This is a genomic window from Rhizobium viscosum, from assembly GCF_014873945.1.
GTDB classification, from domain to species: domain Bacteria; phylum Pseudomonadota; class Alphaproteobacteria; order Rhizobiales; family Rhizobiaceae; genus Rhizobium; species Rhizobium viscosum.
In genome coordinates, this window is the sequence record NZ_JADBEC010000001.1 from 98,462 (window position 1) to 124,871 (window position 26,410).

The following is a 26,410-nucleotide window of genomic DNA, read 5'->3' on the forward strand; positions in this document are numbered from 1 at the left end:
AGAGTCGCGAGCGGCCTTTCCCAATCTTTGCAAGCTTGGGCGGAGTTTTGCTCCACCCGCTTTTATCAGGCTTCGCTCGCCTCATCGAGCGCCGGCTCGAACGGAACTTCGGTCGAAGCGCCGAGGTCGCGGCCCGATCCGCTCTGCTGACGGGCGATACCATCGATCGCAGCGCGAGCGATCAGGTCGCAGTAGAGAGCGATGGCGCGCGAGGCGTCGTCGTTGCCCGGGATCGGATAGTCGATCAGGTCCGGATCGCAGTTCGAGTCGATGATGGCGACGACCGGGATGCCGAGACGCTTGGCTTCGTCGATCGCGATCTTTTCCTTGTTGGTGTCGATGATGAACATCAGGTCCGGCGTGCCGCCCATGTCCTTGATACCGCCGAGGGCCTTGTCGAGCTTTTCGCGCTCGCGCTCGAGGTTCAGGCGCTCCTTCTTGGAGTAGCCGGACTGCTCGGAAGACAGAATTTCGTCGAGCTTGCGCAGGCGCTGGATCGAGTTGGAGATCGTCTTCCAGTTCGTCATCATGCCGCCGAGCCAACGCGAGTTGACGTAGTACTGGGCAGAACGCTTGGCCGAGTCAGCGATCAGCTCGGAAGCCTGACGCTTGGTGCCGACGAAGAGAACGCGGCCGCCACGAGCAACGGTGTCGGACACGACCTGCAGGGCGCGCGACAGCATCGGAACGGTCTGAGCCAGGTCGATGATGTGGATGTTGTTACGATCGCCGAAAATGTACGGCTTCATCTTCGGGTTCCAGCGGTGAGTCTGGTGACCGAAGTGGACGCCTGCTTCGAGAAGCTGGCGCATAGAAAAATCAGGCAATGCCATGCCTTTTACTCCTTTGCCGGTTGAACCTCCGCAAGGCGAACAGCATCCTCTTCGAAGATGCCACCGGGCGGAAAAGCCGGATTTCTCCCGGACGATCCCATGCCTTACGTGTGGAATGCGCGTGGCCTTACATCCGATTTGCCGCAGAAGCAAGGCTCGTGCCAAAAAAATTGACGAGAACGGACGAATGAGCCGCGCCGTCAATATATACGCGTCGCCGGCTCAGCTTGCCAGCATGTTCAGCAGCGAGAGCATGACGCCGGCATCCGGGATCGGCAACACGCCATCGATCTCCGCCGGCAGCAGACCGGCGACGGGACCTTTAGTATCGCCGGTCGCCGTGCCGAGCGGCCCGCGAAAACCATGTTTGGCCCAGGCAAGCTCCTGCAGCTTTGAGCTCGTCAGCACGTCGACCAGACGTTCGGCCGTTTCGTCCACCACGATCAGCGGATGGGCCGAATAGACGGACGGGCGCGGATAGAGGACGACGGGCTTGGCGCCCTGCCCCGACTGGATGCGGTTCCATCGGTCGGCATCGGCAAGCGCCCATTCGACGAGTTGATTCTCGTAACCGACTATCATCGGTTCGCCGCCGAGGCCGCCTGCCAGATACTGATCGAACAGCTTGCCCGACGACGGCGACTTGAAACCCATATTGCGGAAGATCGACTGCACCTTGCCGCCATATTGGGCGAGGTCGTCTGATGTCGCGACATTGCCGCTGAAGAGGCTGAGCGCGAGGCCCGAAAACATGAAGCCCGAATTCGACCGGTTCGGATCGGTCGAGACGATACGAGCGCGACCGTAGAGCGCATTGACGCCAAATTTCGACCAGTCCGTCCGGCAAGGATGGCGTCGAGCAAGGCCTTCAGGTCGAGCTGGTGATGGCCGTCGATCACCGTCACGAGGCCTGATTTGATCAACCCGTCCACAACAGGCTGCCACGTATACACGACAACGGGCGTATTGAGCATGACCCGGTCATCGCGGATCTTCACGCCGCTCTGGCGGGCAATATCCACCATGATGGAGGAGGACGGCCAGAGAAATTGCGGGCTCTGCGAAAGCAAGGCCTGTTCGCGCACCATCTCGACGGAGCCAGCGACGCGACTGTCGATCGAAAGGCCATAGCCCTTGATAGCGTCGACGACATCGGGATCGGCAAGGAAAGCCTCTTTTTCGCCGCCGATGAAGCCGAACAGCTTTGTGCGCGTACCCAGCAGGCCCTGCAGTTCCGGCCTGTCGCGGACGGCGAAATAGCCGCCCGTGCCGGCAATACCGGTGGCGAGCAGTCCAACTCCAAAGGCGCGGCGGGAAAGGGCCATCAGCGTCCGAGATCCTCTTTGAGCGATGCCTGGATGAGGCGCAGGTCGGTATCGAGCGTGCCAAGCTCAGCATCGACAAGGCCATCGGCATAGTGAACGAAGGCATCCTCGAGCTTCACCAGCACGGCGCGAACATCCTCCAACTGCCTGATGTCAGGGGCGCGTTTCGCCTCGATCACCGCAAAGCTCTCGGCGACTTCAGCCGCACGCGGCAGATAGTAGCTGAGGAAGCGGCGTACGGAATTGGCACTTTCCGGCCTCGCCTCCACCTTGCGGAAGACATCGGCGGCGATTTCCACTAGGTGGCGCACGCGCGCTGCCGTCTGCTTGTCAGTGATATCGTCCGCGGTCGTTTCCAGCCTTTGTGCGGCGGGCACAGCCCCTTCCAGCAATTCTCTCGCGAAGGCAACGCGACCGCGGCCGATCATCTTGATATCGAGACCTTCGAAAAGCCTGCGTGGCGCCAGCAGGAAAACGAGGCCGGCAAAAACCAGAAGGCCGATAACGGCGGCAATCCAGAACGGCATGCCGGCAGCAAAAGCCAGAACGGGGACGAGAATGGCCGTCACCACTCCCGCCACGATCCAGTTGCCGTCATTGCCGAGCCAGTTACCCATGCCGGTCCTAGTTATAACCGCGGGCGGTGCGGAACGCTGCCGCAAGGTCCGAGCGACCGTCGAAGACGCGGGCCGCTGTCGCCGCCGCCAGACTGTCCAGCTGGGTCTTGTCCGCATCGCCGAAGGTAATGCCGAAGATCGGCACGCGTGGTTCCATAGCGTTCCAATCGCTCATGAAGGCCGCACTTTGGTCATCGGATCTGCCGTCGGTCATGATGATGATCGCCGGCAGATAATTAGACAGATCAGCCGTTTTTGCCATCTGCTGGAGCGCCCTTTCGGCGCAGGCATACATATTGGTGCCGCCGCCGGCATGCTGGCCGGACACTGCGTTGAGAAGCCCCTGCTGCTCCATCGCATCACCCGAAGCCGAAAAGATATCGCGGACATTGGCATCGAAGGGAATGACGAAGATGTGGTCGGCCGGCGACCATTGCACCAGCACCTTGCTTGCTTCCTCGGGCGTGAAGAGGAAACGCATCGCCTGCTGCAGACTGTTCTCGCCGTCCCCCTGCATGGAGCCCGAAAAATCGAGGCAGAGCGCCGTCAGTGACGGTTTGCGAAGTGCCGCCTGATAGAGCGTGAGTGCCTGACGGATTACCGTTGGTTCCGGCATGCGGATCGCGGTCACCAGTTTGGCCGGATCGAAATTCCAGCTCGGCTCCGGTTCAGCAGTGACGCCGCCGAGCGGCAGGCGGCGACCGGTTTCGGCAATCTTCTTCTGAACATCGGGCGAGCGCAGATAGGCGAGCAAGTCCTTGAAGAAGGTCTGGACCTCAGGACCGCGGCCATGATCGACAAAGCCGATTGGTGAATCCGCCATCGCCACGCCATCGGCGGGATAGATGGCGTAAAGCGGCTCCTTGCCCATACCCGTGAGCTTGTCGTTGGTTTCCTTGATGACCGCCTCATAATTCCACATGGCATCGTAGGTCGTGCCGTTGCTGGCGGAATCCGTATAGAGGTCGGCGAGCCAGCCCGAAGAGCCGGAGGAGCGCGCGACACCGGCAAGCAGGCTTCGAACGGTGTCCTGAACCGTCTTGTCGTCAAGATCGCCGGGTTCGATCACCGGCTTGTTGCCGAGCGCACTGGAGAGCATGGAGAGATAGGCGCTGGCACCGGAGTTCGACTGGGTAGCCGATGTCATCAGAAACTTCATCGAGCCGCTTTTCACGGCCGCCAGGATATCCTTCATGAAAACATCCTTGCCGACCCAGCCGAACTGCTCGGCCTTCGACTTGCGCACGCCGAGGATGACGGGCGTCTGCGCTACAGACGTCAGGTCCTTGACCCTGCGTTTGGTATCGAACATGTCGACCCAGACGCTGGAGGCCGGCCAGACGGCGTCCTGCTCGACACCCTGATCGCTTTGCAGCGCGAGGCCGATATCGAGCGTGCCTTCATATTTGAAGGAGCAGGTCGCGTGCTTCTCCTTACAGAACTCCTCGATGATCGGCTGCAAGACGGTGTTTTCCGAGCCGGAAACGACCGAGAAATTCGGACCGCCGCTGAAAGCATCACAGCCTGCCAACGCAGCGAGACCAGATAGCGCCAGTGCGCAGAGGAATGATCGGATCATGGTTTTGCCGGTCACGCCTGGGTCATCGCCTTCTTGAGGTCGATCGTCAGCTGTTCCATCTGCTGCTCGGCCTGGGCGCGCTTCTTGCGGCCCTCCTCCTGCACGCGCAGCACGCCGGTGACGGTGTCGATCAGATCCTGATTGGCCTTGGCAAGCGTCTCCATATCAACGATGCCGCGCTGCGACTGCTGCTCGATGGCAATCGCCTGATCCTTCATCATTTCCGAGGCCTGGCGGATCATGTCATTGGTGGCGTCGGTCACCGTCTTCTGCAGGTCGAGGGCCGATTTCTGCTGGGTAAGACCGAGAAGGATGACCATCTTCTGCTTCCACGCAGGGACCGTCAGCGCCGAGGTCGCCTGCAGATTCTCGATCAATGTTTCGTCGCCGGCCTGGACGATGCGGATCTGCGGAAGCTGCTGGATGCCGAGTTGGCGGGCCTGCTGCAGATAGAAGATACGCTTTTCCAGCCGGTCGAGCGCCTGGAGACTGTCCTGATAGGTCTGGGCTTCCAGCATGCCGCCGCCGGGGCCGGAGACCGCGGCGTCGGCGGCGCTCTTCAGCTTCGGCAGCTCGAGCGAGCGGAAATGCTCGGCGAAGTTCTTGCCTGCCTGCACATAGGCATCGAGCCTTACGATCGACTGTTTCGTCTCTTCATGCAGATCGTCGAGCAGGGCGATGTCGCGGCGCAGCGTATCCTTGTGGCGGTCGAGCTCCAGGCCGATGCGGTCGATCTGGCCAGCTACGTCTTCGAACTCCTCCTTGAAGCGTTCGAGACGCGCCTTGGCGGAGAGGAACATGCGGCTCAGGAAACCCTTGTCCTTGAGGGACGCTGGATCGAGGCTCTTCGATTTCAGGATGATGTCGGTCAAAAGCCTGCCGACATCGCCGAGATCCTTGTTGCGCACCTCGCGCAGGATCCTGTCGGCATAGTCACTGACGGCCTGCTGCGCGCGGTCGCCGTAGACGGAAATTCCGGCGCGGTCCGCAATACTGATGGTGTCGGTAATGCGGGCGACTTCGGAGAGATCGGCAGCAACGGGCGGCAGGGCGGCATTCTGAACAGTTGCGAGATCGGTGTCGGCCATTCGGGTCGTCTTTCTCGGCTTGTGGTGCAATTGGTCTTACGAATTGCAAACCCATTTTAGCGGCAAATGGATCATCCACTTTCGAGGCTGGGAAACTCGGCATCCACGCAATACCGGCTCCGCAACGACTCATTTGCGAGCTCACAGTTTAGCGGCACTAGAAATAAGCTTTTATGACAGTCGCTTAAGCTTGCGGCGAATGCCGCCTTACTGGCAGACCGGCGCGGCCTTCTTGTCAAGAAGCTCGAGCTTGGCAAGCTTACCGGTCAGCACGAAATCGCCGTAGTCCATCGTCAAATCCCGCGTAATGCCATTCTCATAGAGCTTGAACGACATGCGGTAGACCGGCAGGGTGTCGGATTTGGCATTCTCGTTGAAATAGGAGATCGTCACCGGCCAGAAGGCGGCCTTGGCGAACTGGCCGGCATTGCCGGCATCTGCCTCATCCGTGACCGGAGTCTCTTGCTTGCCCACGATCGTCGTTGTCACCAAGGATTTGTCGCCATCGTCGGAACCGTCGAAGACGCGGGCCTCGAAGAAGCGCTTGCCATCCTTGGCGTTCTTGATGACGTCGAGCATGTGCTCGGTCGGAAAGCGGCTTTCCTCGAGCTGGAGTTCACGGCTTGCCGGCTGCGTGAGGTCTACCTTCACGCCTTCCGGCTTATCCTGAGCCGCACCGTTGACTTCCTTGTCGAGCTGGTCGTCGGTGAAAGACTTTGTATCGAAGGTGAACTTGCCATCCTTCAGGCTCTCGAACGTCTTGGTCTGCTGGTCGCTGACGCGCACGTTGTCGCCGGTATCGATCTGGGTGACGAAGCGGAAATTGGTGGTAAAGCCTTCGCAGTAATTGCCGTCGAACTCATAGACCATGCGGCCATACATGGAGGCGATGCCGGAGCGCTCCGAAGCGTCCTTCAGTTCCAGGTCGTAAACGGCGCGGTGAGCGACGAGCCCGGTCGCGATCGCAGCGCTCGTCGCCGGCGCGGCCGCCGAACCATTGGCGGAGACGCTCGCGAGGAGAAGAGCGGCAAGTGACGATCGGAACATTCATTAACTCCTATTGGACTCGTCCGCGATGTTATAAGAACCGTTTCGGCCAAATCGAGGCGGCCAAATCGAGGCTCGAAACTGTCACATTAAAGATTCTAGTCTTGATGCATAATTTTTGAAGCATTGACAACAAAAGCGGAGACGAAAATGTCCGATCAAATCGCAACGCGCCTGTCGGAAATGGGGATAACCTTGCCCGAAGCCGCAGCACCTGCCGCCAATTATGTCCCCTATGTCGTCAGCGGCAATCTTCTCACTATTTCCGGTCAATTGCCGCTCGAAGGCGGCAAGGTCGCCGTGACGGGACATCTCGGCAAAGATGTCGATGTTGCCACGGGCCAGCGCGCCGCAGAGCTTTGCGCCATCAACATTCTTGCGCAGGCGAAGACAGCCCTTGGCGGCGATCTCAGCCGCATCCGCCGCGTCATCAAGCTCAACGGCTTCGTTGCGTCAGCACCTGATTTTGTCGAGCAGCACCTCGTCATCAACGGCGCTTCGAACCTGATCGCCGGCGTGCTCGGCGAAGCCGGCAAACATGCCCGCGCTGCCGTCGGTATGGCAGCCCTGCCGCTCAATGCAGCAGTCGAAATCGATGCTATCATGGAAATCGCATAATGACGAATGCCGCCTGGATCAAAGAGCTGCCGGTTGCGCATCGCGGCTACCACGACCTCAACAATGCCATCTGGGAAAACACGCTCTCGGCTTTTTCGCGGGCGGTCGAAGCGGGCTTTGCCATCGAATGCGACCTGCACTATGCCTCTGATGGCGTGCCGGTCATCTTCCATGATGAAGATCTGGAACGTCTCTGCAACCTCAAGGGCGACGTGCGGGAACGGACCTCCCAGGAACTCGGGCTGATCGCCGTCGGCGGCACGAAGGACAAGGTGCCGACGCTGAAGCAGCTTCTCGCGCTCGTGCAGGGCAAGGTGCCGCTGGTGCTGGAACTCAAGGGCCGCGAAGCCGACGACGAGGGCTTTGCCGAAGCCGTTCTCGACGTGCTCGAGGGCTATGAAGGCAAGGTCGCGCTGATGAGCTTCGACCATTGGCTGCTGAAAGATCTCAAGGAGCTCAACGCGCCCTACCCGATCGGGCTGACGGCCAACGGCAATACGCCGGAGGAATATGCAGAGCATGAAAAAGCGATGGGACTCGGCCTCGATTTCATCTCCTATTATTATGCCGACCTGCCGAATCCGTTCATCGCCGGCCAGCGCGACAAGGGCATTCCGGTCATCACCTGGACGGTGCGTGATGAACAGGCTCGCAAGCAGACTTTCGAGAATGCCGATCAAATGACTTTCGAGGGCTTCGATCCGCGCGCGGCGGTTTGACGCTCGCTTTTTCGACAAGATCGTGCGCAGACTGGGAGGGAGCCCGCTCCCTCCCCTAACGGCTTCGCATTTGCTTCATGACAGACGAATCGTCAGACGAACTTTCCATCCGCATCGAGCGATCATTCACCGCGATTTCCCCCGAACGCTGGTCCAGGCTTTCGGGAGCATCAAAGACGTGCGACAGCGTCACTTATAATCCCTTCGTCTCGCACGCCTTTCTCTCGTCGCTGGAAGAATCCGGCTCGGCCACCGCTCAGACCGGCTGGCTTGGCCATCACATGCTTCTGGAGACGGACAAGGGTGAACTGGTCGGCGCCTTGCCCGGCTACCTCAAGAACCACAGCCAGGGCGAATATGTCTTCGATCATGGCTGGGCAGACGCTTTTGAACGGGCCGGCGGCAGCTATTATCCGAAGCTGCAATGCTCGATCCCGTTTACGCCCGCGACCGGCCCGCGCCTGCTCGTGGCCCAAGGGTTTGCAAGACTGCCAATTCAGAATGCGATGGCGGAAAGCCTCAAAGAGGTCGTCCGCCGCCTCGATATTTCCTCGGCCCATATCACTTTTGTGCCCGAGGACGAGATGCCGGTCTTCGAGACCGACGGCTACCTGCACCGCACCGACAAGCAGTTTCATTTCATCAATGAAGGTTATGCCAATCACGACGCGTTCCTGGAAACGCTTGCCTCCCGCAAGCGCAAGGCACTACGCAAGGAGCGTCGGACGGCGGTTGAGAACGGCATCACCATTGACTGGCTGACCGGCAAGGACCTGACCGAAAAAACCTGGGACCAGTTCTTCGCCTTCTACATGGATACGGGCGGGCGCAAATGGGGCCGGCCTTATCTGACGCGCAAATTCTACTCGCTGATCGGCGAGCGCATGGCCGACGACATCCTGCTGGTCATGGCAAAACGCGACGGCCGTTATATAGCGGGTGCCATCAACTTCATCGGCGGCGATACGCTCTACGGGCGGCACTGGGGCTGCATCGAGGATCACCCCTTCCTGCATTTCGAGGTCTGCTACCATCAGGCCATCGATTTTGCGCTCGAAAAAGGCCTCAAGAAAGTGGAGGCCGGAGCGCAGGGCGAACATAAGCTTGCGCGCGGTTACCTGCCGGTGACAACGCATTCGGCGCACTATATCGCCCATGCGGGATTGCGGCGCGCCGTTGCCGACTATCTCGAGCGCGAGCGGGAGGATGTCGAATATATGAATGAGATGCTTGCTGAACACACTCCCTTCCGCAAAGGCGAACGGCTGCAGGAGGATTGACGCGCTTGGCTCCAGCGCGCTACGCGATCAAGGGAAACACGAGGAGATTTCGCCATGACCAGCGCCGCCTATGACGACAACAATATCTTCGCCAAGATCCTGCGCGGCGAGATCCCGTCGCATCGCGTCTACGAGGACGACAAGACCGTTGTCTTCATGGATGTGATGCCGCAGGCGCCGGGTCATGTTCTGGTGCTGCCGAAGGCACCTTCCCGCAATATCTTCGATGCCGATCCCGCCTCCCTTTCCCATACAATCACCGTCGTCCAAAAGGTCGCCAATGCGGTCAAGGAAGCCTTCGACGCAGATGGCGTGTTCATCGCCCAGTTCAACGAGCCGGCGGCAGGTCAGACCGTTTTCCATCTGCATTTCCATGTCATCCCGCGGCATCAGGGAGTGGCACTCAAGCCGCATTCCGGCAAGATGGAAGACGGTGCGGTGCTCGCGGCCAACGCAGAGAAGATCAAGGCGGAACTCGCGTAACGGAAACACCGCTTTATTTTCCAGAATACTAAATTACTTCATCGATTTAGGAGGAAATCATGATCCGCCACACCGTCGCATTCCGCCTGAAGCACGCTGCAGGCTCTGCCGAGGAAGAGGCTTTTCTCGATGAGGCGCTGACGCTCAAGCAGATCCCAAGCGTCAGAAATTTCGAGCAACTTCGCCAGACGAGCCCGAAGAACGATTTCACTTTCGGCTTCTCAATGGAGTTCGACGATCAGGCCGGTTACGACGCCTACAACATCCACCCGCTGCATGTCGCCTTCGTGCGCGACCGCTGGGTACCCGAAGTCGCTGATTTCCTCGAGATCGACTACACCAAGCTCTAATATTCGGTAACAAACAAAAAGGCCGCTTTTCAGCGGCCTTTTTATGTGTCTCACTCGAAGCTTACTTCTTGCGTGGAACCTTCGGAACCGTCGAGCCCTTCTTGGGGGCGTCGCGGACTTCAGGTTCAGGCTGTGGCACAGTCTTGGCCTTCGTCTTCTTGACCGGCTTGGTCTTCAGCTCGCCGTCATCCTCAGCGACCGCTCCCGGATGAACCAGCTCGGCTTCCGGCTTCGGCTTGATAGGGGCCGTTTCCGGGATAGCTTCCAGAATGAGGCCGGGCTTTCCGTCCTCCTTCGGGCCGACAGTGACGTTGACGACGCCGCCCTTTTTCAGCTTGCCGAAGAGGATTTCGTTCGCCAGCGGCTTCTTGATGTTTTCCTGGATCACACGGGACAGCGGGCGGGCACCCATCTTCTCGTCGTAACCCTTTTCGGACAACCAGGCGATCGCATCCTCGTGCAGGTCGAAGGTGACGTTGCGTTCGGACAGCTGAGCTTCCAGCTGCATGATGAACTTCTGCACGACCTTGTGGATGACAGCCGTCGGCAGTGCCGCGAACGGAATGATCGCGTCGAGACGGTTGCGGAATTCCGGCGTGAACAGGCGGGTCAGCGCCTCTTCGTCTTCACCGGTGCGCTTGGACGAACCGAAGCCGATCGCGGCCTTGGCCATTTCCGAAGCACCCGCATTGGTCGTCATGATCAGGATGACGTTGCGGAAGTCGATCTTCTTGCCGTTGTGGTCGGTCAGCGTGCCGTGGTCCATGACCTGCAGCAGGATATTGTAGATATCCGGATGCGCCTTCTCGATTTCGTCGAGCAGGACCACGCAATGCGGATGCTGGTCGACGCCATCGGTCAAGAGGCCGCCCTGGTCGAAGCCGACATAGCCGGGAGGTGCACCGAGCAGACGGGAAACCGTATGCCGCTCCATGTATTCCGACATATCGAAGCGCAGAATCTCGACACCCAGCGAGGCAGCAAGCTGCTTGGCGACTTCCGTCTTGCCGACGCCGGTAGGGCCGGAGAAGACATAGGCGCCGATCGGCTTGTTCGGCTCGCGGAGGCCCGCGCGTGCCAGCTTGATCGAGGTGGACAGGGCTTCGATCGCCACATCCTGACCATAGACGACCGAGCGCAGCTCCTGCTCGAGATTGGCAAGAACGGCTTCGTCGTCCTTCGAGACGGTTTTCGCCGGGATGCGCGCCATCGTCGCAATCGTCGCTTCGATCTCCTTTTCGGTGATCAACTTGCGGCGCCTGGACGGCGGGAGCAGCATCTGGGCCGCACCGGTCTCATCGATGACGTCGATCGCCTTATCCGGCAGCTTGCGGTCCGAGATATAACGAGCCGAGAGCTCGACAGCGGTCTTGATCGCCTCGTTCGAGTAGCGCAGGTGGTGGTATTCTTCGAAATAGGGCTTCAGGCCCTTCATGATCTCGATCGCATCATCGATCGACGGCTCATTGACATCGATCTTCTGGAAGCGGCGGACCAGAGCCCGATCCTTTTCGAAGAACTGGCGGTATTCCTTGTAGGTGGTCGAACCGATGCAGCGGATCGCGCCCGAAGACAGAGCCGGCTTCAACAGGTTCGAGGCATCCATTGCTCCGCCCGACGTTGCACCCGCACCGATGACGGTGTGGATTTCGTCGATGAAGAGCACGGCACCCGGATATTCTTCCAGTTCCTTGACGACCTGCTTGAGGCGCTCTTCGAAGTCACCGCGATACCGCGTGCCGGCGAGCAGCGTGCCCATATCCAGCGAAAAGATCGTGGCATCGGCCAGAGCTTCCGGAACCTTGCCTTCGACGATGCGCTTGGCAAGGCCTTCGGCAATAGCAGTTTTACCGACGCCGGGGTCACCGACATAGAGCGGGTTATTCTTGGAGCGGCGGCACAGTATCTGGATGGTCCGGTTCACCTCGGCGTTACGGCCGATCAACGGGTCAATCTTGCCGCCCTTGGCCTTCTCGTTCAGGTTCACACAGTAAGCCTTCAGCGCATCCTGCTGCTTCTTCGGCCCACCCTCTTCCTCGTTGCCGCCGCGTGCGGTCGGCTTGGATTCGGACTCTTCTTCGGCACCACGCGGCGGACGGCTTTCGGAAGCACCGGGGCGCTTACCGATACCGTGGGAAATATAATTGACGGCGTCGTAGCGGGTCATTTCCTGCTCCTGCAGGAAATAGGCAGCATGGCTCTCGCGCTCAGCAAAGATCGCGACGAGCACGTTGGCACCGGTCACTTCCTCGCGGCCGGAAGACTGGACATGGATCACCGCGCGCTGAATGACGCGCTGGAAACCCGACGTCGGCTTGGAGTCCTCGTCATAACCGGTGACCAGGTTGGAGAGTTCGTTATCGACATATTCCAGGAGCGTTTTGCGAAGCGCGTCGAGGTCGACATTGCAGGCACCCATGACCGCAGCCGCATCGGCATCGTCGATCAGGGCGAGCAGCAGATGCTCGAGCGTCGCATATTCATGGTGCCGCTCGTTGGCAAAGGTCAGTGCCTGATGGAGCGCCTTCTCAAGACTAGGCGAAAATGTTGGCACGTTCAGTTCCTCACTTCTTTTCCATGACGCATTGCAGCGGATGCTGATGCTGCCGGGCAAAGTCCATCACCTGGCTCACCTTGGTCTCCGCTACCTCGTATGTGAATATTCCGCATTCGCCGACGCCGTGGTTATGGACATGCAGCATGATGCGGGTGGCACTTTCCCGATCCTTCTGAAAAAAACGCTCCAGGATGTGAATGACGAATTCCATTGGGGTGTAGTCGTCGTTCAAAAGCAGTACGCGATAGAGATTAGGTTTCTTGGTCTTCGGCTTGGTGCGCGTGATGACCGAGGTTCGATTTCCGTTGTCCCCGTTCCTTTCGCTGTCGTTCTGCATCCGGATCGGTCTGGCGATCATTGTCATTCATTCCTCAATCAATCCGGCAGGGAGCATGGGAGGGGTGCTTTCCCGACGAATATCTGAAACCCTAAGGTAGTTCATAATAGAGCGATTTTAAGCCCCTTGTTTCCGACTGCAATCACAATTCCGCAGGACTTGACGCAAAGGCCAAAAAAGTCTGCGTAAAAACCAGGGCAGGCTTCGGGAAACAAAAAAGACCGGCCGCAGATGCGGTGCCGGTCTTTGATTTTCAATAGGCGGCGCGCAACGCGCCACAAGATTTATGCGGCTGCGGGGGCTACCGGGGTCGCTTTCGAGACCTTGGCAGCAGCAGCAGCCATCGGTGCTTCATAAGGCTTATAAGCATTTTTGGCGAGGTCAGCATACATTTCGCCGAGCTTGGTCGCTTCGGAAACGAAAGCCTCATAGGAAGACTTCGCATAATTGGTCTGCAGTTCGAAGGCCGCCTCGAAGCTCTTTAAGCCTGACAGCGTCTCGAAATGGGTGACGGCATCCTGGAAGGACTTCTTGGAATATTCGGCCGCCTCAGAGGCGATCGCCTGAAAACCCTTGGCAGTATCGGAATAGCTCTTGAGCATCGAATCTACGGCTTCCTTGCTCTTCCGGTTCGCATCATCGAAATTAAACATGACCATCCTCCAATTGGCTGTTGCAGGCAGAGGGTAGCTGCAATGCACAAAGAGTCAAGTAGTCTTGTGCGCTGCAAAACATCCATTGGTTGTAGTCGTTAGCGACATTAAAGACCGGATTTTTGGGCACGTTCGTCTTTCATTGATTTTGCTAATATATATCAGGCGACTGCAACCGCAGGGTTATCATAAATTTTGGCGAACCCGCGTATTTGGCGACCTGCGCAAACAAAAAAGCCATGCATCGGCTGGCGATGCACGGCTTTTGATCGAAGTGACGACCGATCAGAGATCGACGTCGAGAATTGCCATCGAGAAATTGTAGGAACGGTCACCGTCCTCGTCATCGATGTAGATGACACCCAGAAATTCTTCGCCAATGTAAACTTCCGCGGAGTCGTTCTTGCGCGGGCGCGCCTTCACCACGATCTGCGGGTTCAGCGTGCGTTTGAAATAGGCGTCGAGCTTCTTGATTTCTTCAGGCTTCACTCTTTTGATCTCCGTAAGCGATCTCGGTTGGCCGCTTCTTGCACAGGTCAAGCGGCGCTGTAAAGGTCGCGGGCTCGAGTTAGCAACGACTGTCTCCAACGGGATCTAGGCGTTTTTCCGCATTTTTCCAATGAAGGCTCAGATATCGGCGCCGATAACCTGATCCATTACGCGGGCAGGCTCGGAACAGCCCGCTTCACCGACGACCTTGGCGGGCACGCCTGCCACCGTGGTCTTTGGCGGCACTGCTTTCAGGACGACAGAGCCGGCCGCAACGCGCGAGCAGAAGCCGATCTCGATATTGCCGAGGATCTTGGCGCCTGCGCCGATCATTACGCCCGTGCCGATCTTCGGGTGACGATCGGCCCCTTCCTTGCCAGTACCGCCGAGCGTCACACCATGCAGGATGGAGACGTTGTCACCGATGACGGCGGTTTCGCCGACGACGAGGCCGGTCGCGTGGTCGAGGAAGATGCCCTTGCCGATGCGAGCGGCCGGATTGATGTCGGTCTGGAAGACGCTGGAGGAGCGGCTCTGCAAGTAAAGCGCGAAGTCGCGCCTGCCGCGGTTCAGCAGCCAATGCGCCAGCCGGTGCGTCTGCAGCGCGTGGAAGCCCTTGAAGTAGAGAACGGCTTCCATGAAGCGCAGGCAAGCGGGGTCGCGATCATAGACTGCCTGAATATCCACGCGCAGGATCGAGCTCCATTCCGGCCAATCCTCCAGCATTTCCTCAAAGGTCTGGCGCAGCAGGTTTGCCTGCATGTCGGGATGGTCGAGGCGCTCGCAGATACGGTGAATGACGCATTCTTCGAGCGAGCGATGGTTGATGACCGTCGAATAGAGGAAGGCCGCCAGCACCGGATCGCTTTCCGCAGCGAGGCGCGCTTCCTCGCGCAGACTGTCCCAGATAGGGTCCATCACCTTCAGCGGATGGGCTGCGTCCAGCGTGCGGATATCCGTCTTAGCGACCATTTCCGGTCTCCTCATTTCCCGTTGAAATGCGATTATATAGAGGAAAACGCCGATAACATAAATGGGTGCCAGCGGCAGACCGGTTCAATGCGTTTTTCCATGAAATCACGTTCATATCACTCACCGGCGACATCAGCCGGCAGCGACCTTGGCGTAGAATTCCAGGACTGCCTTCTTGAACACTCGGTCACCCACGGCGAGCATGTGGTCGCGGCCGGGAATATCCAGTGCTTCGGCGTCGGGCATCAGCGCCGCAAGCTCCTGGGGAGAACCGGCAATGTCGTCTTTCGTTCCAACCCCGATCAGGGTGGGCGCATCGATCTTACCCATGTCGGCGCGAGCAACCAGATCGCGCGAACCCTTGATACAGGCGGCAAGCGCCTCACGGTCACTCTTCGTCTGCTCGGCAAAAGCGCGGAACATCTGGCCGCGCTGGTGGGTGACGTCGGCAAGCGACGGCGCAAGCAGTGCATCGGCGATCGGGTCCCAATCGCCCACCCCGTCCGTCATGCCGATACCGAGGCCGCCGAGCACCAGCGAGCGGACGCGGTCTGGATGGGCAAGTGCCGCAAAGACGGAGATGCGGGCGCCCATGGAGTAGCCCATCAGATTGGCCTCGGGAATACCGAGATGATCAAGCAGCGCGATCGCGTCACCAGCCATGAACCATGGCCTGTAAGCTTCGGCATCGCGCGGCTTGTCGCTGGCGCCATGCCCCCTGTTATCGATGGCAATGACACGGTAGCCGGCGTCACCCAAAGTCTTCAGCCAGCCCGGATGAACCCAGTTGACGTTGGCTGATGAGGCAAAGCCGTGGATCAGCAGCACCGGGGGGCCGGAGGGATCGCCCTCATCGAAGAAAGCGAGTTTCAGTCCATCATGGGTAAGGCTTGAAAATGCAGGTGTATTCAGGTTCATCGGGCCGTCCTTATTTGGCGCGACCATAGTCGAGCGGCCTTTAAGCGTGAAGCCAAAAACTCGCATTGGAGCCATGCTTTGGCACTACACTTTTCTTTCGAAGGCCTATAAGGTCCGCGAAGAATTCAAAGCATTCGGAGACAGACATGGCCGGCCACAGCATTCCCCACTTCCAGAACGACGGCGGTCACCGCGTTATTGAAGTCGGCGTCAAGGAATTCATGTGCACCGGCGCATCCGCTCCCTTCGACCATCCGCATATCTTCATCGATATGGGCGACGACAATGAGAAGGTCTGCTCCTACTGCTCGACGCTTTATCGCTACAATGCTTCGCTGAAGTCCAACCAGACCAACCCGCCCGGCTGCGTCTTCCACGTCAAGGCGGCGTAATTTCCCTCCTCTTTAGATCGGATATCCCATGCCGGTCGAACATGCCGCCATTATCGGCGCCGGAATTGCCGGCCTGACGGCTGCTCTGGCACTCGCAAGACGTGGTATCAGTTCCGATATTTTCGAACAGGCGCCCGAGCTTGCAGAGGTGGGGGCCGGCCTGCAGATCTCTCCCAATGCATCGCGCGTGCTTGCCGAACTCGGCTTGCTTGACGGGCTGATCAGCCTCTGGCTCGAGCCGCAATCCATCCGGCTGATCTCAGGCAGTTCGCTGCGCGAACTTGCAGCAGTCCCGGCCGGGAGTTTTGCCAGGAGCCGCTGGGGAGCGCCCTACGGCGTCCTGCATCGCAAGACGCTTCAGAAGGCCCTGCTGGATGCGGTCAACGCCAATCCGCTCTGCCAACTCCATCTCGGAACACGTTTCGAATCGGATTTACCACAGGGCCGGCGTTCGAGCGACGTGATCATCGGCGCCGATGGTGTCTGGTCCAGATTACGGCAGACAATACCGGGTGCCCCTGCCCCGCAATTTTCGGGAAATGTCGCCTTCCGTTTCACTATCGCAGAGGCAGAGGCGCCAGGCTTTCTCGATCGCGCCAGTGTCTCGGCCCTGCTCGGTTCGTCCGCGCATATGGTCTGCTATCCGCTGAAGGAAACCGACGGCTTCAACATGGTGGCGATCACCGCTGGCAACACGGTGCCGCAGGACTGGCAAGGCGAACCGACACGGGCTCAGCAGGAGCTTCTGCGGTCACGCTTCCGCCGCTGGCATCCGGCTGTTACCGGCTTGCTCGGGCGGCACAGCGACATCACTTTCTGGCCGCTTTTCGAGACAACGCCGGGCAAATGGCAGGACGGTGACAAGACCGTGCTGATAGGCGATGCAGCACATGCCATGATGCCCTTTGCGGCACAGGGGGCTGCGATGGCGATCGAGGATGCATTCGAGCTTGCAGCCTTCCTCGCCACCCGCCCGGTTTCCGAAGCCATCTCGCTCTTTGAACGGCATCGCATGCCGCGCATCGCCAAGCTCCGCCAGCGTGGCGCCTTCAACCGTTTTGCCTATCATGCAAGCGGACCGATCCGCATCGGCCGGGATATCGTTCTGTTGCTGAAACCGCCGCAAAGCCTCGCGGCGGATCTCGACTGGATTTACGGCTACCGCTCAATCGGCTGACCAGATGGCGGCTGACCAGACGGCGGCTGATCAGACGGCGTTTGCCGCAGCAAAGCCGCGCTCGATATCGGCCTTGAGATCAACGATATCTTCGAGGCCGATCTGCAGGCGAATGACCGGGCCTTCGGCCGGCGCCTTGGCAATCTTCCGGTCAGACAGATTGACCAGCACGGCGAGGCTTTCATAACCGCCCCAGGAATAGCCCAGGCCGAAATAGGAGAGTGCATCAAGGAAGGCATGCGCCTTCGGCTTGACCTTCTGCGGATCATCGACATCGAGCACGAAGGAAAAGATGCCGCTGGCGCCCTTGAAATCGCGCTTCCAGATATGGTGCGACGGGAAGCTCGGCAAGGCCGGATGCAGGACGCGGGCAACCTCTTCGCGGTTTTCGAGCCACGTGGCGATCGCCAGCGCGCTTTCGTAGTGGCGCTCCAGCCGGATGCCCATCGTGCGCAGGCCACGCAGGATCTGATAGGAATCGTCGGGCGCGCCGCAAAGGCCGAGCGTTCCATGCGTCTCTATCAGCCGCGGCCAGTGCTCGGCATTGGCTGAAATGGTTCCCATCAGGATATCGGAGTGCCCCGACGGATATTTGGTCGAGGCATGAATGGACACGTCGACGCCGAAGTCCAGCGGCCGGAAATACAGAGGTGTGGCCCAGGTGTTGTCCATTAGCACGACGGCGCCGTGTTTGTGTGCCACAGCCGCGATGGCCGGGATATCCTGCATCTCGAAAGTATTGGAGCCAGGGGCCTCGGTCAGCACGACCGTGGTGTTCGGCTTGAAGAGCGTCTCGATGGCCGCGTTGATCGCCGGATCGAAATAGTCGACCTCGACCCCCATGCGCTTCAGGATCGTGTCACAGAAATGGCGCGTCGGACCGTAGACGGAATCGACGACCAGGACGTGATCGCCCGCCGCGACATAGGCCAGGAAGGCGACCGTGACGGCAGCGAGGCCCGAGGGTACCAGCACCGTACCGGCCGAACCTTCTAGCGCATTGATCGCTTCGGCAAGGGCGTCGGTCGTCGGCGTCCCGCGCGTGCCATAGGTGTATTTCTTGTTGCGCGTCTCCATGGACTTGGCATCGGGAAAGAGTACCGTGGACGCACGCACCACTGGCGGGTTGACGAAGCCGTGATAGTCGCTGGGATCATAGCCGATATGGGAAAGACGGGTATTGATGCCGGCGCCCGGCAGGAGACTGTCTAGATCTTTCATGTGGAAAATGGCCTTCTGGCGAGGTATGCAAAGGCCGAACTCTTGAACCCCGTCGCCATCAGGGTCAACCCCTACAACTCGACATGACGGCCTCGCCCCGCGAAGCCGCCGACCTTTACTTCGCGATTTCAGCGCTATTTTTCCTCAAGTTGGAGCCCAATTTCTAGCCAAGTGCCTAGAGACGCAGCGCAATCTACCAAAATGCTGAATTTTGCCGCAATTATTGACCGCGACACTTGACCATAGTGACATTTGCGACTGTGATAGACTCACTCGCGCCGGGAGGGTTGCGGGAAACGGGGAGGTACACGGGCAATTTCGATCCGGCCACTCCTCAAAAAGATAAAGATAAGACAACGGAAAAAGGTTGGGAAAAATGAAGTACAAGCTCCTGTCCGCAGCTGTCGGCGCAGCAGTTTTCGCTCTTGGCGCTTCGGCCGCTTCGGCCACAACTCTCGGAGACGTAAAGGCAAAAGGTTTTATCCAGTGCGGCGTCAACACCGGTCTTGCCGGCTTTGCTGCCCCTGACGCGTCCGGCAACTGGTCGGGCTTCGACGTCGACTTCTGCCACGCGGTTTCCGCTGCGGTCTTCGGCGATCCCAACAAGGTAAAGTTCACCCCCCTCAGCGCCGCCAACCGCTTCCCTGCCCTGCAGTCCGGCGAAGTCGACGTGCTCGCCCGCAATACGACCTGGACGATCAACCGCGACACCGCTCTCGGCCTGAACTTCCGCTTCGTCAACTATTATGACGGCCAGGGCTTCATGGTTCGCAAGAGCCTGAACGTGAAGTCGGCGCTCGAACTTTCCGGCGCATCGGTCTGCGTTCAGTCGGGCACCACGACCGAACTCAACCTCGCCGACTATTTCAAGGCCAATAATCTGCAGTACAATCCGGTGGTCTTCGAGAAGCTTGACGAAGTCAACGCGGCCTATGACTCCGGCCGTTGCGACGTCTACACGACTGACCAGTCGGGTCTCTACTCGCTGCGTCTGACGCTGAAGAACCCCGACGAGCACATGATCCTGCCGGAGATCATCTCCAAGGAGCCGCTCGCCCCGGCCGTTCGCCAGGGTGACGACCAGTGGTTCGATATCGTCAGCTGGGTCGGCTACGCGATGGTCAATGCCGAAGAATTCGGCATCACGCAGGCCAATGTCGACGAGATGAAGAACTCGCCGAACCCGGATATCAAACGCTTCCTCGGCGTTGAAGCCGATACGAAGATCGGTACCGATCTCGGCCTGACCAATGACTGGGCCTACAACATCGTCAAGAATGTCGGCAACTATGGCGAAGTTTTCGAAAAAAACATCGGCCAGGGTAGCCCGCTGAAGATCGCACGCGGCCTCAACGCTCTCTGGAACAAGGGCGGCATTCAGTACGCTCCGCCGGTTCGCTAATCGGCATCGGGCATGAAAAGCCGGAAAGGCGGGAAACCGCCTTTCCTCATCCTCCTATAAAAAAGCTCCGAAAAGGGGCGCATAACGTGGGGAATTGGCCAGGCATGACGCATCAAGTTGCGGATTCATCCTCTTTGACTAGGAGCGGCTGGAGCTTCCAGTCTGCCCTCTATGACCCGACAATTCGGGGCATCTTCTTCCAAGCTCTTACCATTGTCTTGCTGGTCGCACTGATCTGGTCGATTGCTCACAATACGGCAGTCAATCTGGCGCGCGCCAACATCGCATCGGGTTTCGGCTTTCTGAACGGCCGCGCCGGCTTCGAAATCGGCCAGTCACTGATCCAGTATTCCAGTGATTCGACCTATGGCCGTGCACTGCTCGTCGGCTTTCTGAATACGCTTCTGATCGCCGTTACCGGCATCATCACCGCGACGATCATCGGTTTCATCATCGGTATCGGTCGCCTGTCGCGGAACTGGCTGATTGCAAAGCTCTGCACGGTCTATGTGGAAGTCTTCCGCAACATTCCGCCGTTGCTGGTGATCTTCTTCTGGTATTCGGGCGTTCTGGCGATTCTGCCCAATGCCCGTGACTCGCTGCATCTACCGCTCGGTTCATATCTGAACAATCGCGGTCTCGCCTTCCCCAAGCCGATCTTCGGCGACGGTTTCTGGCTGGTCGGCGTTACCTTCGTGGTCGCGATCATCGCCACTGTTATCACCGCCCGCTGGGCGCATCGCCGGCAGGCGGCGACAGGCCAACCATTCCACACGATCTGGGTTTCGATCGGCCTCATCGTTGGCCTACCGCTCCTTGCCTTCCTTATCGCAGGAGCACCGCTTTCCTTCGATTTCCCGGTCGCCGGCAAGTTCAATTTGACCGGCGGTTCCGTGATCGGCCCGGAATTCATGTCGCTTTTCCTGGCGCTTTCCTTCTATACGGCTGCCTTCATCGCCGAAATCGTGCGCTCGGGCATTCGCGGCGTGCCGAAGGGGCAGACGGAGGCGGCAGCGGCACTCGGCCTGCATCCTTCGGCAATCACCCGACTGGTGGTCATTCCGCAGGCTTTCCGCATCATCATTCCGCCGCTTAGCAGCCAGTATCTGAACCTCACCAAGAACTCGTCACTGGCTATTGCCATCGGTTTTGCCGATCTCGTCGCCGTCGGCAGCACGACACTCAACCAGACCGGTCAGTCCGTCGAGGTGATCCTGATCTGGATGGTCATCTATCTCGCCATCAGCATCGTGACATCGCTGCTGATGAACTGGTTCAACGCCAAGATGGCATTGGTGGAGAGATAAGATGAGCAATAGTTTCGTCAGAACCACCATGCTGGCGCAGGAACCGCCACCGTCGGGAGAAAAGGGTGTGGGGCCCTGGATACGCCGCAACCTGCTGGCCACGCCCAAGGATATTGTCCTCACCCTTCTGGCCGTGACCTTCCTCGCCTGGGCTCTGCCGCATGCCATCAACTGGCTGTTCGTGCAGGCGGTCTGGACGGGTCCAGACCGTACCTTCTGCGCCACAACGGTTCAGGGCGGCATCCAGCCGGACGGCTGGAGCGGTGCCTGCTGGGCATTCGTCAATGCCAAGTTCGACCAGATCATCTACGGGGGCTATCCGCTCGACGAGCGCTGGCGGCCGACGCTGGTCGGCATTCTCTTCGTACTCCTGCTGGTACCGATGCTCATCCCGTCGGTGCCGCGCAAGGGCCTCAATGCCCTCCTGCTCTTCATCGTGCTGCCGGTCGTTTCCTTCATTCTGCTTTACGGCGGATTTGGCCTCGAAATCGTCGAGACTCCGCGTTGGGGAGGGCTGATGGTGACGCTGGTGCTATCCTTTGTCGGCATCGCTGCTTCCTTCCCGCTCGGCATTCTCCTGGCGCTCGGCAGGCGCTCGCACATGCCCGTTATTCGCATGGTGAGCGTCATTTTCATCGAGGTCGTGCGTGGAGTGCCACTGATCACGGTGCTGTTCATGGCGAGCGTCGTGCTGCCACTCTTCCTGCCGGCAGGCTGGACCGTGGACAAACTGCTGCGCGCGATCGTGGGTGTATCGATCTTTGCCTCCGCCTACATGGCCGAGGTCATTCGCGGCGGCCTGCAGGCAATCCCGAAAGGGCAATTCGAAGGCGCCGATTCGCTTGGCCTCGGCTACTGGCAGAAGATGCGGCTGATCATCTTGCCGCAGGCGATCAAGCTGGTGATCCCCGGTATCGTCAATACCTTCATCGGCATGTTCAAGGATACGTCACTGGTGTCGATCATCAGCATGTACGACCTGCTCGGCATCGTTCGTTTCCTCTTCATCGATCCCAACTGGGCAACAGCGGTGACGCCGTTGACGGGGCTGATTTTCGCCGGCTTTGTCTTCTGGCTTTTCTGCTTCGGCATGTCACGCTATTCAGCATTCATGGAACGTCATCTCGACACCGGCCACAAACGATAAAAAGAGGAACAAGCAATGGCAGAAGCCCAAACAAAAAAGATGACCGTGTCGGCGACCGACGTTGCCGTCGAGATCATCAACATGAACAAGTGGTACGGTGACTTCCACGTTCTTCGCGATATCAACCTCAAGGTCATGCGCGGCGAGCGCATCGTCATCGCCGGCCCTTCCGGTTCCGGCAAATCAACGATGATCCGCTGCATCAACCGTCTGGAAGAACACCAGAAGGGCAAGATCATCGTCGACGGCACGGAGCTGACCAACGACCTGAAGAAGATCGATGAAGTGCGCCGCGAAGTCGGCATGGTGTTCCAGCACTTCAACCTCTTCCCGCATCTGACGATCCTGGAAAACTGCACGCTGGCGCCGATCTGGGTGCGCAAGATGCCGAAGAAGCAGGCGGAAGATGTGGCCATGCACTTCCTGAAGCGAGTCAAGATCCCCGAACAGGCCAACAAATATCCGGGCCAGCTGTCGGGCGGCCAGCAGCAGCGCGTGGCGATCGCCCGCTCGCTCTGCATGAACCCGAAGATCATGCTGTTCGACGAGCCGACCTCAGCGCTCGACCCGGAAATGATCAAGGAAGTGCTTGATACGATGGTGGGTCTTGCGGAGGAAGGCATGACCATGCTCTGCGTCACCCACGAAATGGGCTTTGCGCGCCAGGTTGCGAACCGCGTGATCTTCATGGACCAGGGCCAGATCGTCGAACAGAATTCGCCTGCCGAATTCTTCGACAATCCGCAGCACGAGCGCACCAAGCTGTTCCTCAGCCAGATCCTGCACTGATCAGGCAGATACAACATTCAAAACCCGCCGACTGATTACCGGCGGGTTTTTCATGCGTTCTGGCGGGGCGCCGCAGAGCGCAGCAGACCGCACGGCTCTGCGAGACCAGAATCATAACCCCACTGGAAACGGATATATCCCGGCAGCGAACAAGCATCTTCTTCTGGTCGTTGACGGACATTTTCCCGGAAGCGTGGGACCACCACTGTCGGCGTAGGGCTGCTTGACTGCCGGTACCGCCACCGTCGCCGGAACTCGCGCCTTCCACTTGTGCTGGCGGCTCCGAGACTAAGGTCGAGATTCGAGCCATTCGACCAGAAAGGCGTAGGAGCCGTTCCGTCACCCCCGACGCTGGCACAGACGTTTGCGGCGCTGCCCGAAATGCCGAGCGTGCGTATGTTGACACTGACACCGCCGCTACCCACCAACACCAAGATCGACGTTGGCATTGACACCATCTCTGCCATCGACATCAGCGTTTGCTCTGGCTGTCACGCCGTTGCCGCCACCGATGCGCGCACCCACGTCACCGTTGATACAGCGTCCGCCACTTGCGGATGCATAACATTGGCATTGGTACCGTTGGCTCCGCCCACTGAGGCATTGCTCCGGCGTCCAGACCGCTCGAAAAGCGCAAGCGAGCGCCCGTGAAACATGTCCTTCATGACTTCCTCCGTTTTCCCGAAGCCGAAACCTTCCGGCAAGAAACCGAGGAACAGGCGTATCTTCGATCGAGCCGGCGACCCTCCATTGGATTAGCCCGTGCGAATTAAACGCCGCAGGCTGCGAATGTTTCAGGGAAGCTGCCGAGCGAAAATCATGGTTAAAATACCCTAAAATTTACCGGATTCGAGCGTTTCAACCTGGCACAAATAGCACCTTTGGATGATACGACTGGCCTCTCGGACCAGTCGCGAATGCCCGTTACAATCGTCCTGAGGTTAGTTGCTGCCGTCGTTCGGCCGAGACTTTCGTGCCTCGGAACTGCTGGAAGATGCCGTCTTACCATCGGGCTGCTGGCCGAAATAGGTTCCGCCGAGATGTCCCCCGGCACTGGTGTTCTCGACCTGCCGCTCTGTTTTCTTGCGGATGTCGTCTGCATTGGTCTTGCTCATTCTGATCTCCATTGTTTGAAAATGGACATCTGGACAACCGATGCAGGCCGATAGGGTTCCATAAAAGATGGGCGCGGCAGCTTGGCGCAGGCGACTGTCGGAACCAAAATGACGGCGAAGACTTTCCTGCCTTGGTTATGACAAAGCCGACGTTATATCCTTCCAGCGATATTCACAGGAGACGAAAATGAAAAAGATACTCGCGACCACAATCGCCGCAGCCTCGTTGCTCCAGGCCTTTGCCATGAGCGCCAGCGCGGCGGACCTGGTACGGACGGAGCCGCCGGCCGCTCCCGATGTAAGCGGGGGCGTGAAGATCGGCTACCTCGATTGCGAGATCGGCGGCGGCGTCGGCTATGTGCTCGGCTCTTCCAAGCAGATCGATTGCGTCTTCCAGCCCACGAGCAGTGGCGAATCGCCTGAACATTACAGCGGTGCTTTGCGCAAGTTCGGCGTGGATCTCGGTTTCACCACGCGTGGTCGCCTGCTTTGGGCCGTCTTCGCGCCGACAGCCGGCTATCACCGCGGCTCCTTGGCCGGCCTCTACCAGGGCGCGACCGCTGAAGCCACGCTTGTCGGCGGCGTCGGCACCAACGTGCTCTTTGGCGGTACTTCCGGCTCGATCCACCTGCAGACAATCAGCGTCACGGGCCAGCTCGGCCTCAATGTTGCCGCGACAGGCACGTCGATGACGCTGTCGCCCGAGGGCTAAGACCCCAAGAGCCAGGAAAACAAAGGCCGGCGGCGCATCGGATATAACGATGCGCCGCCGGCTTATTTGTTGTTACCGAGTTTAATGCCGCCCTTGGCCACGAACAGAGTTCACAGTCATGTCGCGATATCTAGAAAATTCTGAAAAAGTGGCGACCCCTGCAGGACTCGAACCTGCGACCTGCTGCTTAGAAGGCAGCTGCTCTATCCAGTTGAGCTAAGGGGCCGTCTCGCATGTCCCGGTCTCACGACATGCGGCATATCTGTCTTGAACCGCGAACGGATCAATGCGTCCAGGGCTGGTTACGGGTATAGCGGAAATTATCCGGGTAAGCGACGACCTGACGGACGGGATCCTTCGGAGCGATCACGCGGTATTCGATGCCGCTGCGCTTGGCATAGGCTTCTGCAAGTTCCTGCGTTTCGAAGGTCAGCTTGACCTGCTGGCGCATGTCGCCTGACGAGGTGTAGCCCATGATCGGATCGATCTTGCGCGGCTGCTCCTGATCGAATTCCAGCACCCAGAGATGGGTCTTAGCCTTGCCGGACTGCATTGCGGTCTTGGCCGGACGATAGATCTTAGCAGACATGCTGCAGTGCCTCCGATATGCGGGCGGCGCCCGCCTTTCATAAATCAACCCTGATCAGGCTCGCTGGCGTATCCCAATATCGCAGCAAGAAGTGAATTTTGATTATCCGCGAATCCTCGTTTTTTCAAGGGAAAAGCGCCGTTATCACAGCATGGACAGGTGAGCGAAACCGATTGCCGGATCGTGCGTTTCTTATAAGGAGCACCAGGCGTAACCCTCGCAGCCGGGCGTGGATAAGCGGGCAATCCTGCCACATAATCCGAAATGTTTCGGATTGTTGCATGTTTTGATCGCTTTCTAATTGTTAGAGCCGGCATAGGCGACTAGGGTGCCTACCAACCGTTGTGACACGGGTGAGAGCTATGAGAACCTCTGCAGAATTCCATGCCATCATGATTGGAGCCAGTATCACTGCGTTTTTTTACGCGGCGATCAGCTATGCCCAATATGTCGGCCTGCTTGCTCAAGGCTGAATCACGGCACGCTTAGGCAGGCGTGCTTTGCGATGTGAATGATATTGTCGTGTGTCCCCGATACCAAAGGCCTGCTTGAGACGGCAAGGGCACAACCTGTGGTGCCGATCTCAAATCACTGGGGGACATAGGGAAAAACATGGTCGGAGTGGAGAGATTCGAACTCCCGACCCTCTGGTCCCAAACCAGATGCGCTACCAGACTGCGCTACACTCCGAGCC

Annotated in this window: 27 protein-coding genes, 2 tRNA genes and 1 pseudogene; 12 read left to right on the forward strand and 18 right to left on the reverse strand. The window is 58.8% G+C overall.

The features are described from left to right. Window positions 1-65: 65 nt before the first annotated feature. The 6 genes and pseudogenes from rpsB to H4W29_RS00485 form a co-directional block, all read right to left on the reverse strand. The gene (rpsB, locus tag H4W29_RS00460; protein WP_029869058.1) at window positions 66-833 is read right to left on the reverse strand and encodes a 30S ribosomal protein S2; all 768 of its coding nucleotides are present in this window, start codon (window positions 831-833) and stop codon (window positions 66-68) included. Window positions 834-1,055: 222 nt separating this feature from the next. Then, window positions 1,056-2,158 (reverse strand): annotated as a pseudogene (locus H4W29_RS00465) (type 2 periplasmic-binding domain-containing protein). Continuing rightward, window positions 2,158-2,775, reverse strand: a complete 618-nt coding sequence (locus H4W29_RS00470; protein WP_192727211.1) for a 5-bromo-4-chloroindolyl phosphate hydrolysis family protein — start codon at window positions 2,773-2,775, stop codon at window positions 2,158-2,160. The pseudogene H4W29_RS00465 and the gene H4W29_RS00470 overlap by 1 nt, the downstream one beginning before the upstream one ends. A 7-nt stretch (window positions 2,776-2,782) precedes the next feature. Beyond that, window positions 2,783-4,354, reverse strand: a complete 1,572-nt coding sequence (locus H4W29_RS00475) for a substrate-binding domain-containing protein (RefSeq protein WP_192727212.1) — start codon at window positions 4,352-4,354, stop codon at window positions 2,783-2,785. Between the two features lie 11 nt (window positions 4,355-4,365). Then, the gene (locus H4W29_RS00480) at window positions 4,366-5,442 is read right to left on the reverse strand and encodes a toxic anion resistance protein (RefSeq protein ID WP_192727213.1); all 1,077 of its coding nucleotides are present in this window, start codon (window positions 5,440-5,442) and stop codon (window positions 4,366-4,368) included. Window positions 5,443-5,649: 207 nt separating this feature from the next. Further along, on the reverse strand, window positions 5,650-6,489 hold the full coding sequence (locus H4W29_RS00485) for a cell envelope integrity EipB family protein (protein WP_192727214.1): 840 nt from the start codon (window positions 6,487-6,489) through the stop codon (window positions 5,650-5,652). Window positions 6,490-6,639: 150 nt separating this feature from the next. Between H4W29_RS00485 and H4W29_RS00490 the strand changes: the two genes are divergently transcribed. The 5 genes from H4W29_RS00490 (at window position 6,640) to H4W29_RS00510 (ending at window position 9,939) form a co-directional block, all read left to right on the forward strand. Further along, complete coding sequence (locus tag H4W29_RS00490; RefSeq protein ID WP_192727215.1) at window positions 6,640-7,107, forward strand: RidA family protein; 468 nt, start codon at window positions 6,640-6,642, stop codon at window positions 7,105-7,107. Beyond that, complete coding sequence (locus H4W29_RS00495) at window positions 7,107-7,826, forward strand: glycerophosphodiester phosphodiesterase (protein WP_192727216.1); 720 nt, start codon at window positions 7,107-7,109, stop codon at window positions 7,824-7,826. Before H4W29_RS00490 ends, H4W29_RS00495 begins: the two co-directional genes overlap by 1 nt. A gap of 77 nt (window positions 7,827-7,903) precedes the next feature. After that, entirely contained in the window at window positions 7,904-9,106 is a 1,203-nt protein-coding gene (locus H4W29_RS00500; protein WP_192727217.1) for a GNAT family N-acetyltransferase, read from the forward strand. Window positions 9,107-9,160: 54 nt separating this feature from the next. Then, window positions 9,161-9,589: an HIT family protein gene (locus H4W29_RS00505; protein ID WP_192727218.1), complete on the forward strand. Its 429-nt coding sequence runs from the start codon at window positions 9,161-9,163 to the stop codon at window positions 9,587-9,589. A gap of 59 nt (window positions 9,590-9,648) precedes the next feature. Beyond that, window positions 9,649-9,939: a Dabb family protein gene (locus H4W29_RS00510; RefSeq protein WP_192727219.1), complete on the forward strand. Its 291-nt coding sequence runs from the start codon at window positions 9,649-9,651 to the stop codon at window positions 9,937-9,939. Window positions 9,940-10,000: 61 nt separating this feature from the next. On the opposite strand, the gene clpA is transcribed toward H4W29_RS00510, so the two are convergent. The 6 genes from clpA to H4W29_RS00540 all read right to left on the reverse strand — a co-directional run bounded on the left by clpA (window position 10,001) and on the right by H4W29_RS00540 (window position 15,865). Next, complete coding sequence (clpA, locus tag H4W29_RS00515; RefSeq protein WP_192727220.1) at window positions 10,001-12,493, reverse strand: ATP-dependent Clp protease ATP-binding subunit ClpA; 2,493 nt, start codon at window positions 12,491-12,493, stop codon at window positions 10,001-10,003. A gap of 10 nt (window positions 12,494-12,503) precedes the next feature. Next, window positions 12,504-12,854, reverse strand: coding sequence for an ATP-dependent Clp protease adapter ClpS (gene clpS / locus H4W29_RS00520; RefSeq protein ID WP_037072724.1), 351 nt, complete (start codon window positions 12,852-12,854; stop codon window positions 12,504-12,506). A gap of 263 nt (window positions 12,855-13,117) precedes the next feature. Continuing rightward, window positions 13,118-13,486, reverse strand: coding sequence for a phasin family protein (locus H4W29_RS00525; RefSeq protein ID WP_192727221.1), 369 nt, complete (start codon window positions 13,484-13,486; stop codon window positions 13,118-13,120). A gap of 285 nt (window positions 13,487-13,771) precedes the next feature. Further along, window positions 13,772-13,975, reverse strand: a complete 204-nt coding sequence (locus H4W29_RS00530) for a DUF3126 family protein (RefSeq protein ID WP_007827403.1) — start codon at window positions 13,973-13,975, stop codon at window positions 13,772-13,774. A gap of 138 nt (window positions 13,976-14,113) precedes the next feature. Beyond that, complete coding sequence (gene cysE / locus H4W29_RS00535; RefSeq protein ID WP_183729557.1) at window positions 14,114-14,947, reverse strand: serine O-acetyltransferase; 834 nt, start codon at window positions 14,945-14,947, stop codon at window positions 14,114-14,116. 132 nt (window positions 14,948-15,079) lie between these two features. After that, window positions 15,080-15,865, reverse strand: coding sequence for an alpha/beta fold hydrolase (locus tag H4W29_RS00540; protein ID WP_192727222.1), 786 nt, complete (start codon window positions 15,863-15,865; stop codon window positions 15,080-15,082). Window positions 15,866-16,011: 146 nt separating this feature from the next. On the opposite strand from H4W29_RS00540, the gene H4W29_RS00545 reads away from it, so the two are divergent. Both H4W29_RS00545 and H4W29_RS00550 read left to right on the forward strand, forming a co-directional pair. Beyond that, on the forward strand, window positions 16,012-16,257 hold the full coding sequence (locus tag H4W29_RS00545) for a zinc-finger domain-containing protein (RefSeq protein ID WP_007827409.1): 246 nt from the start codon (window positions 16,012-16,014) through the stop codon (window positions 16,255-16,257). A 28-nt stretch (window positions 16,258-16,285) separates the two neighbouring features. Then, the gene (locus H4W29_RS00550; protein ID WP_192727223.1) at window positions 16,286-17,434 is read left to right on the forward strand and encodes an FAD-dependent monooxygenase; all 1,149 of its coding nucleotides are present in this window, start codon (window positions 16,286-16,288) and stop codon (window positions 17,432-17,434) included. A 30-nt stretch (window positions 17,435-17,464) separates the two neighbouring features. Here H4W29_RS00550 and H4W29_RS00555 read toward each other — a convergent pair whose 3' ends face one another. Continuing rightward, entirely contained in the window at window positions 17,465-18,655 is a 1,191-nt protein-coding gene (locus tag H4W29_RS00555; RefSeq protein WP_192727224.1) for a cystathionine beta-lyase, read from the reverse strand. A gap of 376 nt (window positions 18,656-19,031) precedes the next feature. On the opposite strand from H4W29_RS00555, the gene H4W29_RS00560 reads away from it, so the two are divergent. The 4 genes from H4W29_RS00560 to H4W29_RS00575 all read left to right on the forward strand — a co-directional run bounded on the left by H4W29_RS00560 (window position 19,032) and on the right by H4W29_RS00575 (window position 23,300). Further along, window positions 19,032-20,057, forward strand: a complete 1,026-nt coding sequence (locus H4W29_RS00560; RefSeq protein ID WP_192727225.1) for an amino acid ABC transporter substrate-binding protein — start codon at window positions 19,032-19,034, stop codon at window positions 20,055-20,057. 104 nt (window positions 20,058-20,161) lie between these two features. After that, complete coding sequence (locus tag H4W29_RS00565; RefSeq protein WP_192727226.1) at window positions 20,162-21,364, forward strand: amino acid ABC transporter permease; 1,203 nt, start codon at window positions 20,162-20,164, stop codon at window positions 21,362-21,364. Between the two features lies 1 nt (window position 21,365). Further along, window positions 21,366-22,511 (forward strand): amino acid ABC transporter permease, encoded by a 1,146-nt coding sequence (locus H4W29_RS00570; RefSeq protein ID WP_192727227.1) that lies wholly within the window; start codon window positions 21,366-21,368, stop codon window positions 22,509-22,511. A 15-nt stretch (window positions 22,512-22,526) separates the two neighbouring features. Continuing rightward, on the forward strand, window positions 22,527-23,300 hold the full coding sequence (locus H4W29_RS00575) for an amino acid ABC transporter ATP-binding protein (RefSeq protein ID WP_192727228.1): 774 nt from the start codon (window positions 22,527-22,529) through the stop codon (window positions 23,298-23,300). 491 nt (window positions 23,301-23,791) lie between these two features. Here the strand turns inward: H4W29_RS00575 and H4W29_RS00580 are convergent, their stop codons facing one another. Both H4W29_RS00580 and H4W29_RS00585 read right to left on the reverse strand, forming a co-directional pair. Then, window positions 23,792-23,965 carry a hypothetical protein gene (locus tag H4W29_RS00580; RefSeq protein WP_192727229.1) on the reverse strand — a complete coding sequence of 58 codons (174 nt, stop codon included), beginning with the start codon at window positions 23,963-23,965 and terminating at the stop codon, window positions 23,792-23,794. 276 nt (window positions 23,966-24,241) lie between these two features. Further along, window positions 24,242-24,415, reverse strand: a complete 174-nt coding sequence (locus tag H4W29_RS00585; RefSeq protein WP_192727230.1) for a hypothetical protein — start codon at window positions 24,413-24,415, stop codon at window positions 24,242-24,244. Window positions 24,416-24,602: 187 nt separating this feature from the next. Here H4W29_RS00585 and H4W29_RS00590 point away from each other — a divergent pair, with 187 nt between their 5' ends. Next, the gene (locus tag H4W29_RS00590) at window positions 24,603-25,127 is read left to right on the forward strand and encodes a DUF992 domain-containing protein (RefSeq protein ID WP_192727231.1); all 525 of its coding nucleotides are present in this window, start codon (window positions 24,603-24,605) and stop codon (window positions 25,125-25,127) included. Window positions 25,128-25,276: 149 nt separating this feature from the next. On the opposite strand, the gene H4W29_RS00595 is transcribed toward H4W29_RS00590, so the two are convergent. The 3 genes from H4W29_RS00595 to H4W29_RS00605 all read right to left on the reverse strand — a co-directional run bounded on the left by H4W29_RS00595 (window position 25,277) and on the right by H4W29_RS00605 (window position 26,406). Next, a tRNA-Arg gene (locus tag H4W29_RS00595) sits at window positions 25,277-25,353 on the reverse strand. A 57-nt stretch (window positions 25,354-25,410) separates the two neighbouring features. Next, on the reverse strand, window positions 25,411-25,716 hold the full coding sequence (locus H4W29_RS00600) for an ETC complex I subunit (RefSeq protein WP_192727232.1): 306 nt from the start codon (window positions 25,714-25,716) through the stop codon (window positions 25,411-25,413). Window positions 25,717-26,329: 613 nt separating this feature from the next. Beyond that, window positions 26,330-26,406 (reverse strand) — tRNA-Pro (locus H4W29_RS00605). Window positions 26,407-26,410: the final 4 nt, after the last annotated feature.

Bases quoted from the DNA above. Each gene is read 5' to 3' on its own strand.
- H4W29_RS00505 (WP_192727218.1), top strand. From the start codon at position 9,161: ATGACCAGCGCCGCCTATGACGACAACAATATCTTCGCCAAGATCCTG.
- clpS (WP_037072724.1), bottom strand. From the start codon at position 12,854: ATGATCGCCAGACCGATCCGGATGCAGAACGACAGCGAAAGGAACGGG.
- H4W29_RS00490 (WP_192727215.1), top strand. From the start codon at position 6,640: ATGTCCGATCAAATCGCAACGCGCCTGTCGGAAATGGGGATAACCTTG.
- H4W29_RS00540 (WP_192727222.1), bottom strand. From the start codon at position 15,865: ATGAACCTGAATACACCTGCATTTTCAAGCCTTACCCATGATGGACTG.
- H4W29_RS00570 (WP_192727227.1), top strand. From the start codon at position 21,366: ATGAGCAATAGTTTCGTCAGAACCACCATGCTGGCGCAGGAACCGCCA.
- H4W29_RS00510 (WP_192727219.1), top strand. From the start codon at position 9,649: ATGATCCGCCACACCGTCGCATTCCGCCTGAAGCACGCTGCAGGCTCT.
- H4W29_RS00545 (WP_007827409.1), top strand. From the start codon at position 16,012: ATGGCCGGCCACAGCATTCCCCACTTCCAGAACGACGGCGGTCACCGC.
- H4W29_RS00480 (WP_192727213.1), bottom strand. From the start codon at position 5,442: ATGGCCGACACCGATCTCGCAACTGTTCAGAATGCCGCCCTGCCGCCC.
- H4W29_RS00590 (WP_192727231.1), top strand. From the start codon at position 24,603: ATGAAAAAGATACTCGCGACCACAATCGCCGCAGCCTCGTTGCTCCAG.
- H4W29_RS00560 (WP_192727225.1), top strand. From the start codon at position 19,032: ATGAAGTACAAGCTCCTGTCCGCAGCTGTCGGCGCAGCAGTTTTCGCT.
- H4W29_RS00585 (WP_192727230.1), bottom strand. From the start codon at position 24,415: ATGAGCAAGACCAATGCAGACGACATCCGCAAGAAAACAGAGCGGCAG.
- H4W29_RS00565 (WP_192727226.1), top strand. From the start codon at position 20,162: ATGACGCATCAAGTTGCGGATTCATCCTCTTTGACTAGGAGCGGCTGG.
- H4W29_RS00555 (WP_192727224.1), bottom strand. From the start codon at position 18,655: ATGAAAGATCTAGACAGTCTCCTGCCGGGCGCCGGCATCAATACCCGT.
- H4W29_RS00470 (WP_192727211.1), bottom strand. From the start codon at position 2,775: ATGGGTAACTGGCTCGGCAATGACGGCAACTGGATCGTGGCGGGAGTG.
- H4W29_RS00475 (WP_192727212.1), bottom strand. From the start codon at position 4,354: ATGATCCGATCATTCCTCTGCGCACTGGCGCTATCTGGTCTCGCTGCG.
- H4W29_RS00500 (WP_192727217.1), top strand. From the start codon at position 7,904: ATGACAGACGAATCGTCAGACGAACTTTCCATCCGCATCGAGCGATCA.
- H4W29_RS00525 (WP_192727221.1), bottom strand. From the start codon at position 13,486: ATGTTTAATTTCGATGATGCGAACCGGAAGAGCAAGGAAGCCGTAGAT.
- H4W29_RS00600 (WP_192727232.1), bottom strand. From the start codon at position 25,716: ATGTCTGCTAAGATCTATCGTCCGGCCAAGACCGCAATGCAGTCCGGC.
- rpsB (WP_029869058.1), bottom strand. From the start codon at position 833: ATGGCATTGCCTGATTTTTCTATGCGCCAGCTTCTCGAAGCAGGCGTC.
- H4W29_RS00485 (WP_192727214.1), bottom strand. From the start codon at position 6,489: ATGTTCCGATCGTCACTTGCCGCTCTTCTCCTCGCGAGCGTCTCCGCC.
- H4W29_RS00575 (WP_192727228.1), top strand. From the start codon at position 22,527: ATGGCAGAAGCCCAAACAAAAAAGATGACCGTGTCGGCGACCGACGTT.
- H4W29_RS00580 (WP_192727229.1), bottom strand. From the start codon at position 23,965: ATGAAGGACATGTTTCACGGGCGCTCGCTTGCGCTTTTCGAGCGGTCT.
- H4W29_RS00495 (WP_192727216.1), top strand. From the start codon at position 7,107: ATGACGAATGCCGCCTGGATCAAAGAGCTGCCGGTTGCGCATCGCGGC.
- H4W29_RS00550 (WP_192727223.1), top strand. From the start codon at position 16,286: ATGCCGGTCGAACATGCCGCCATTATCGGCGCCGGAATTGCCGGCCTG.
- cysE (WP_183729557.1), bottom strand. From the start codon at position 14,947: ATGGTCGCTAAGACGGATATCCGCACGCTGGACGCAGCCCATCCGCTG.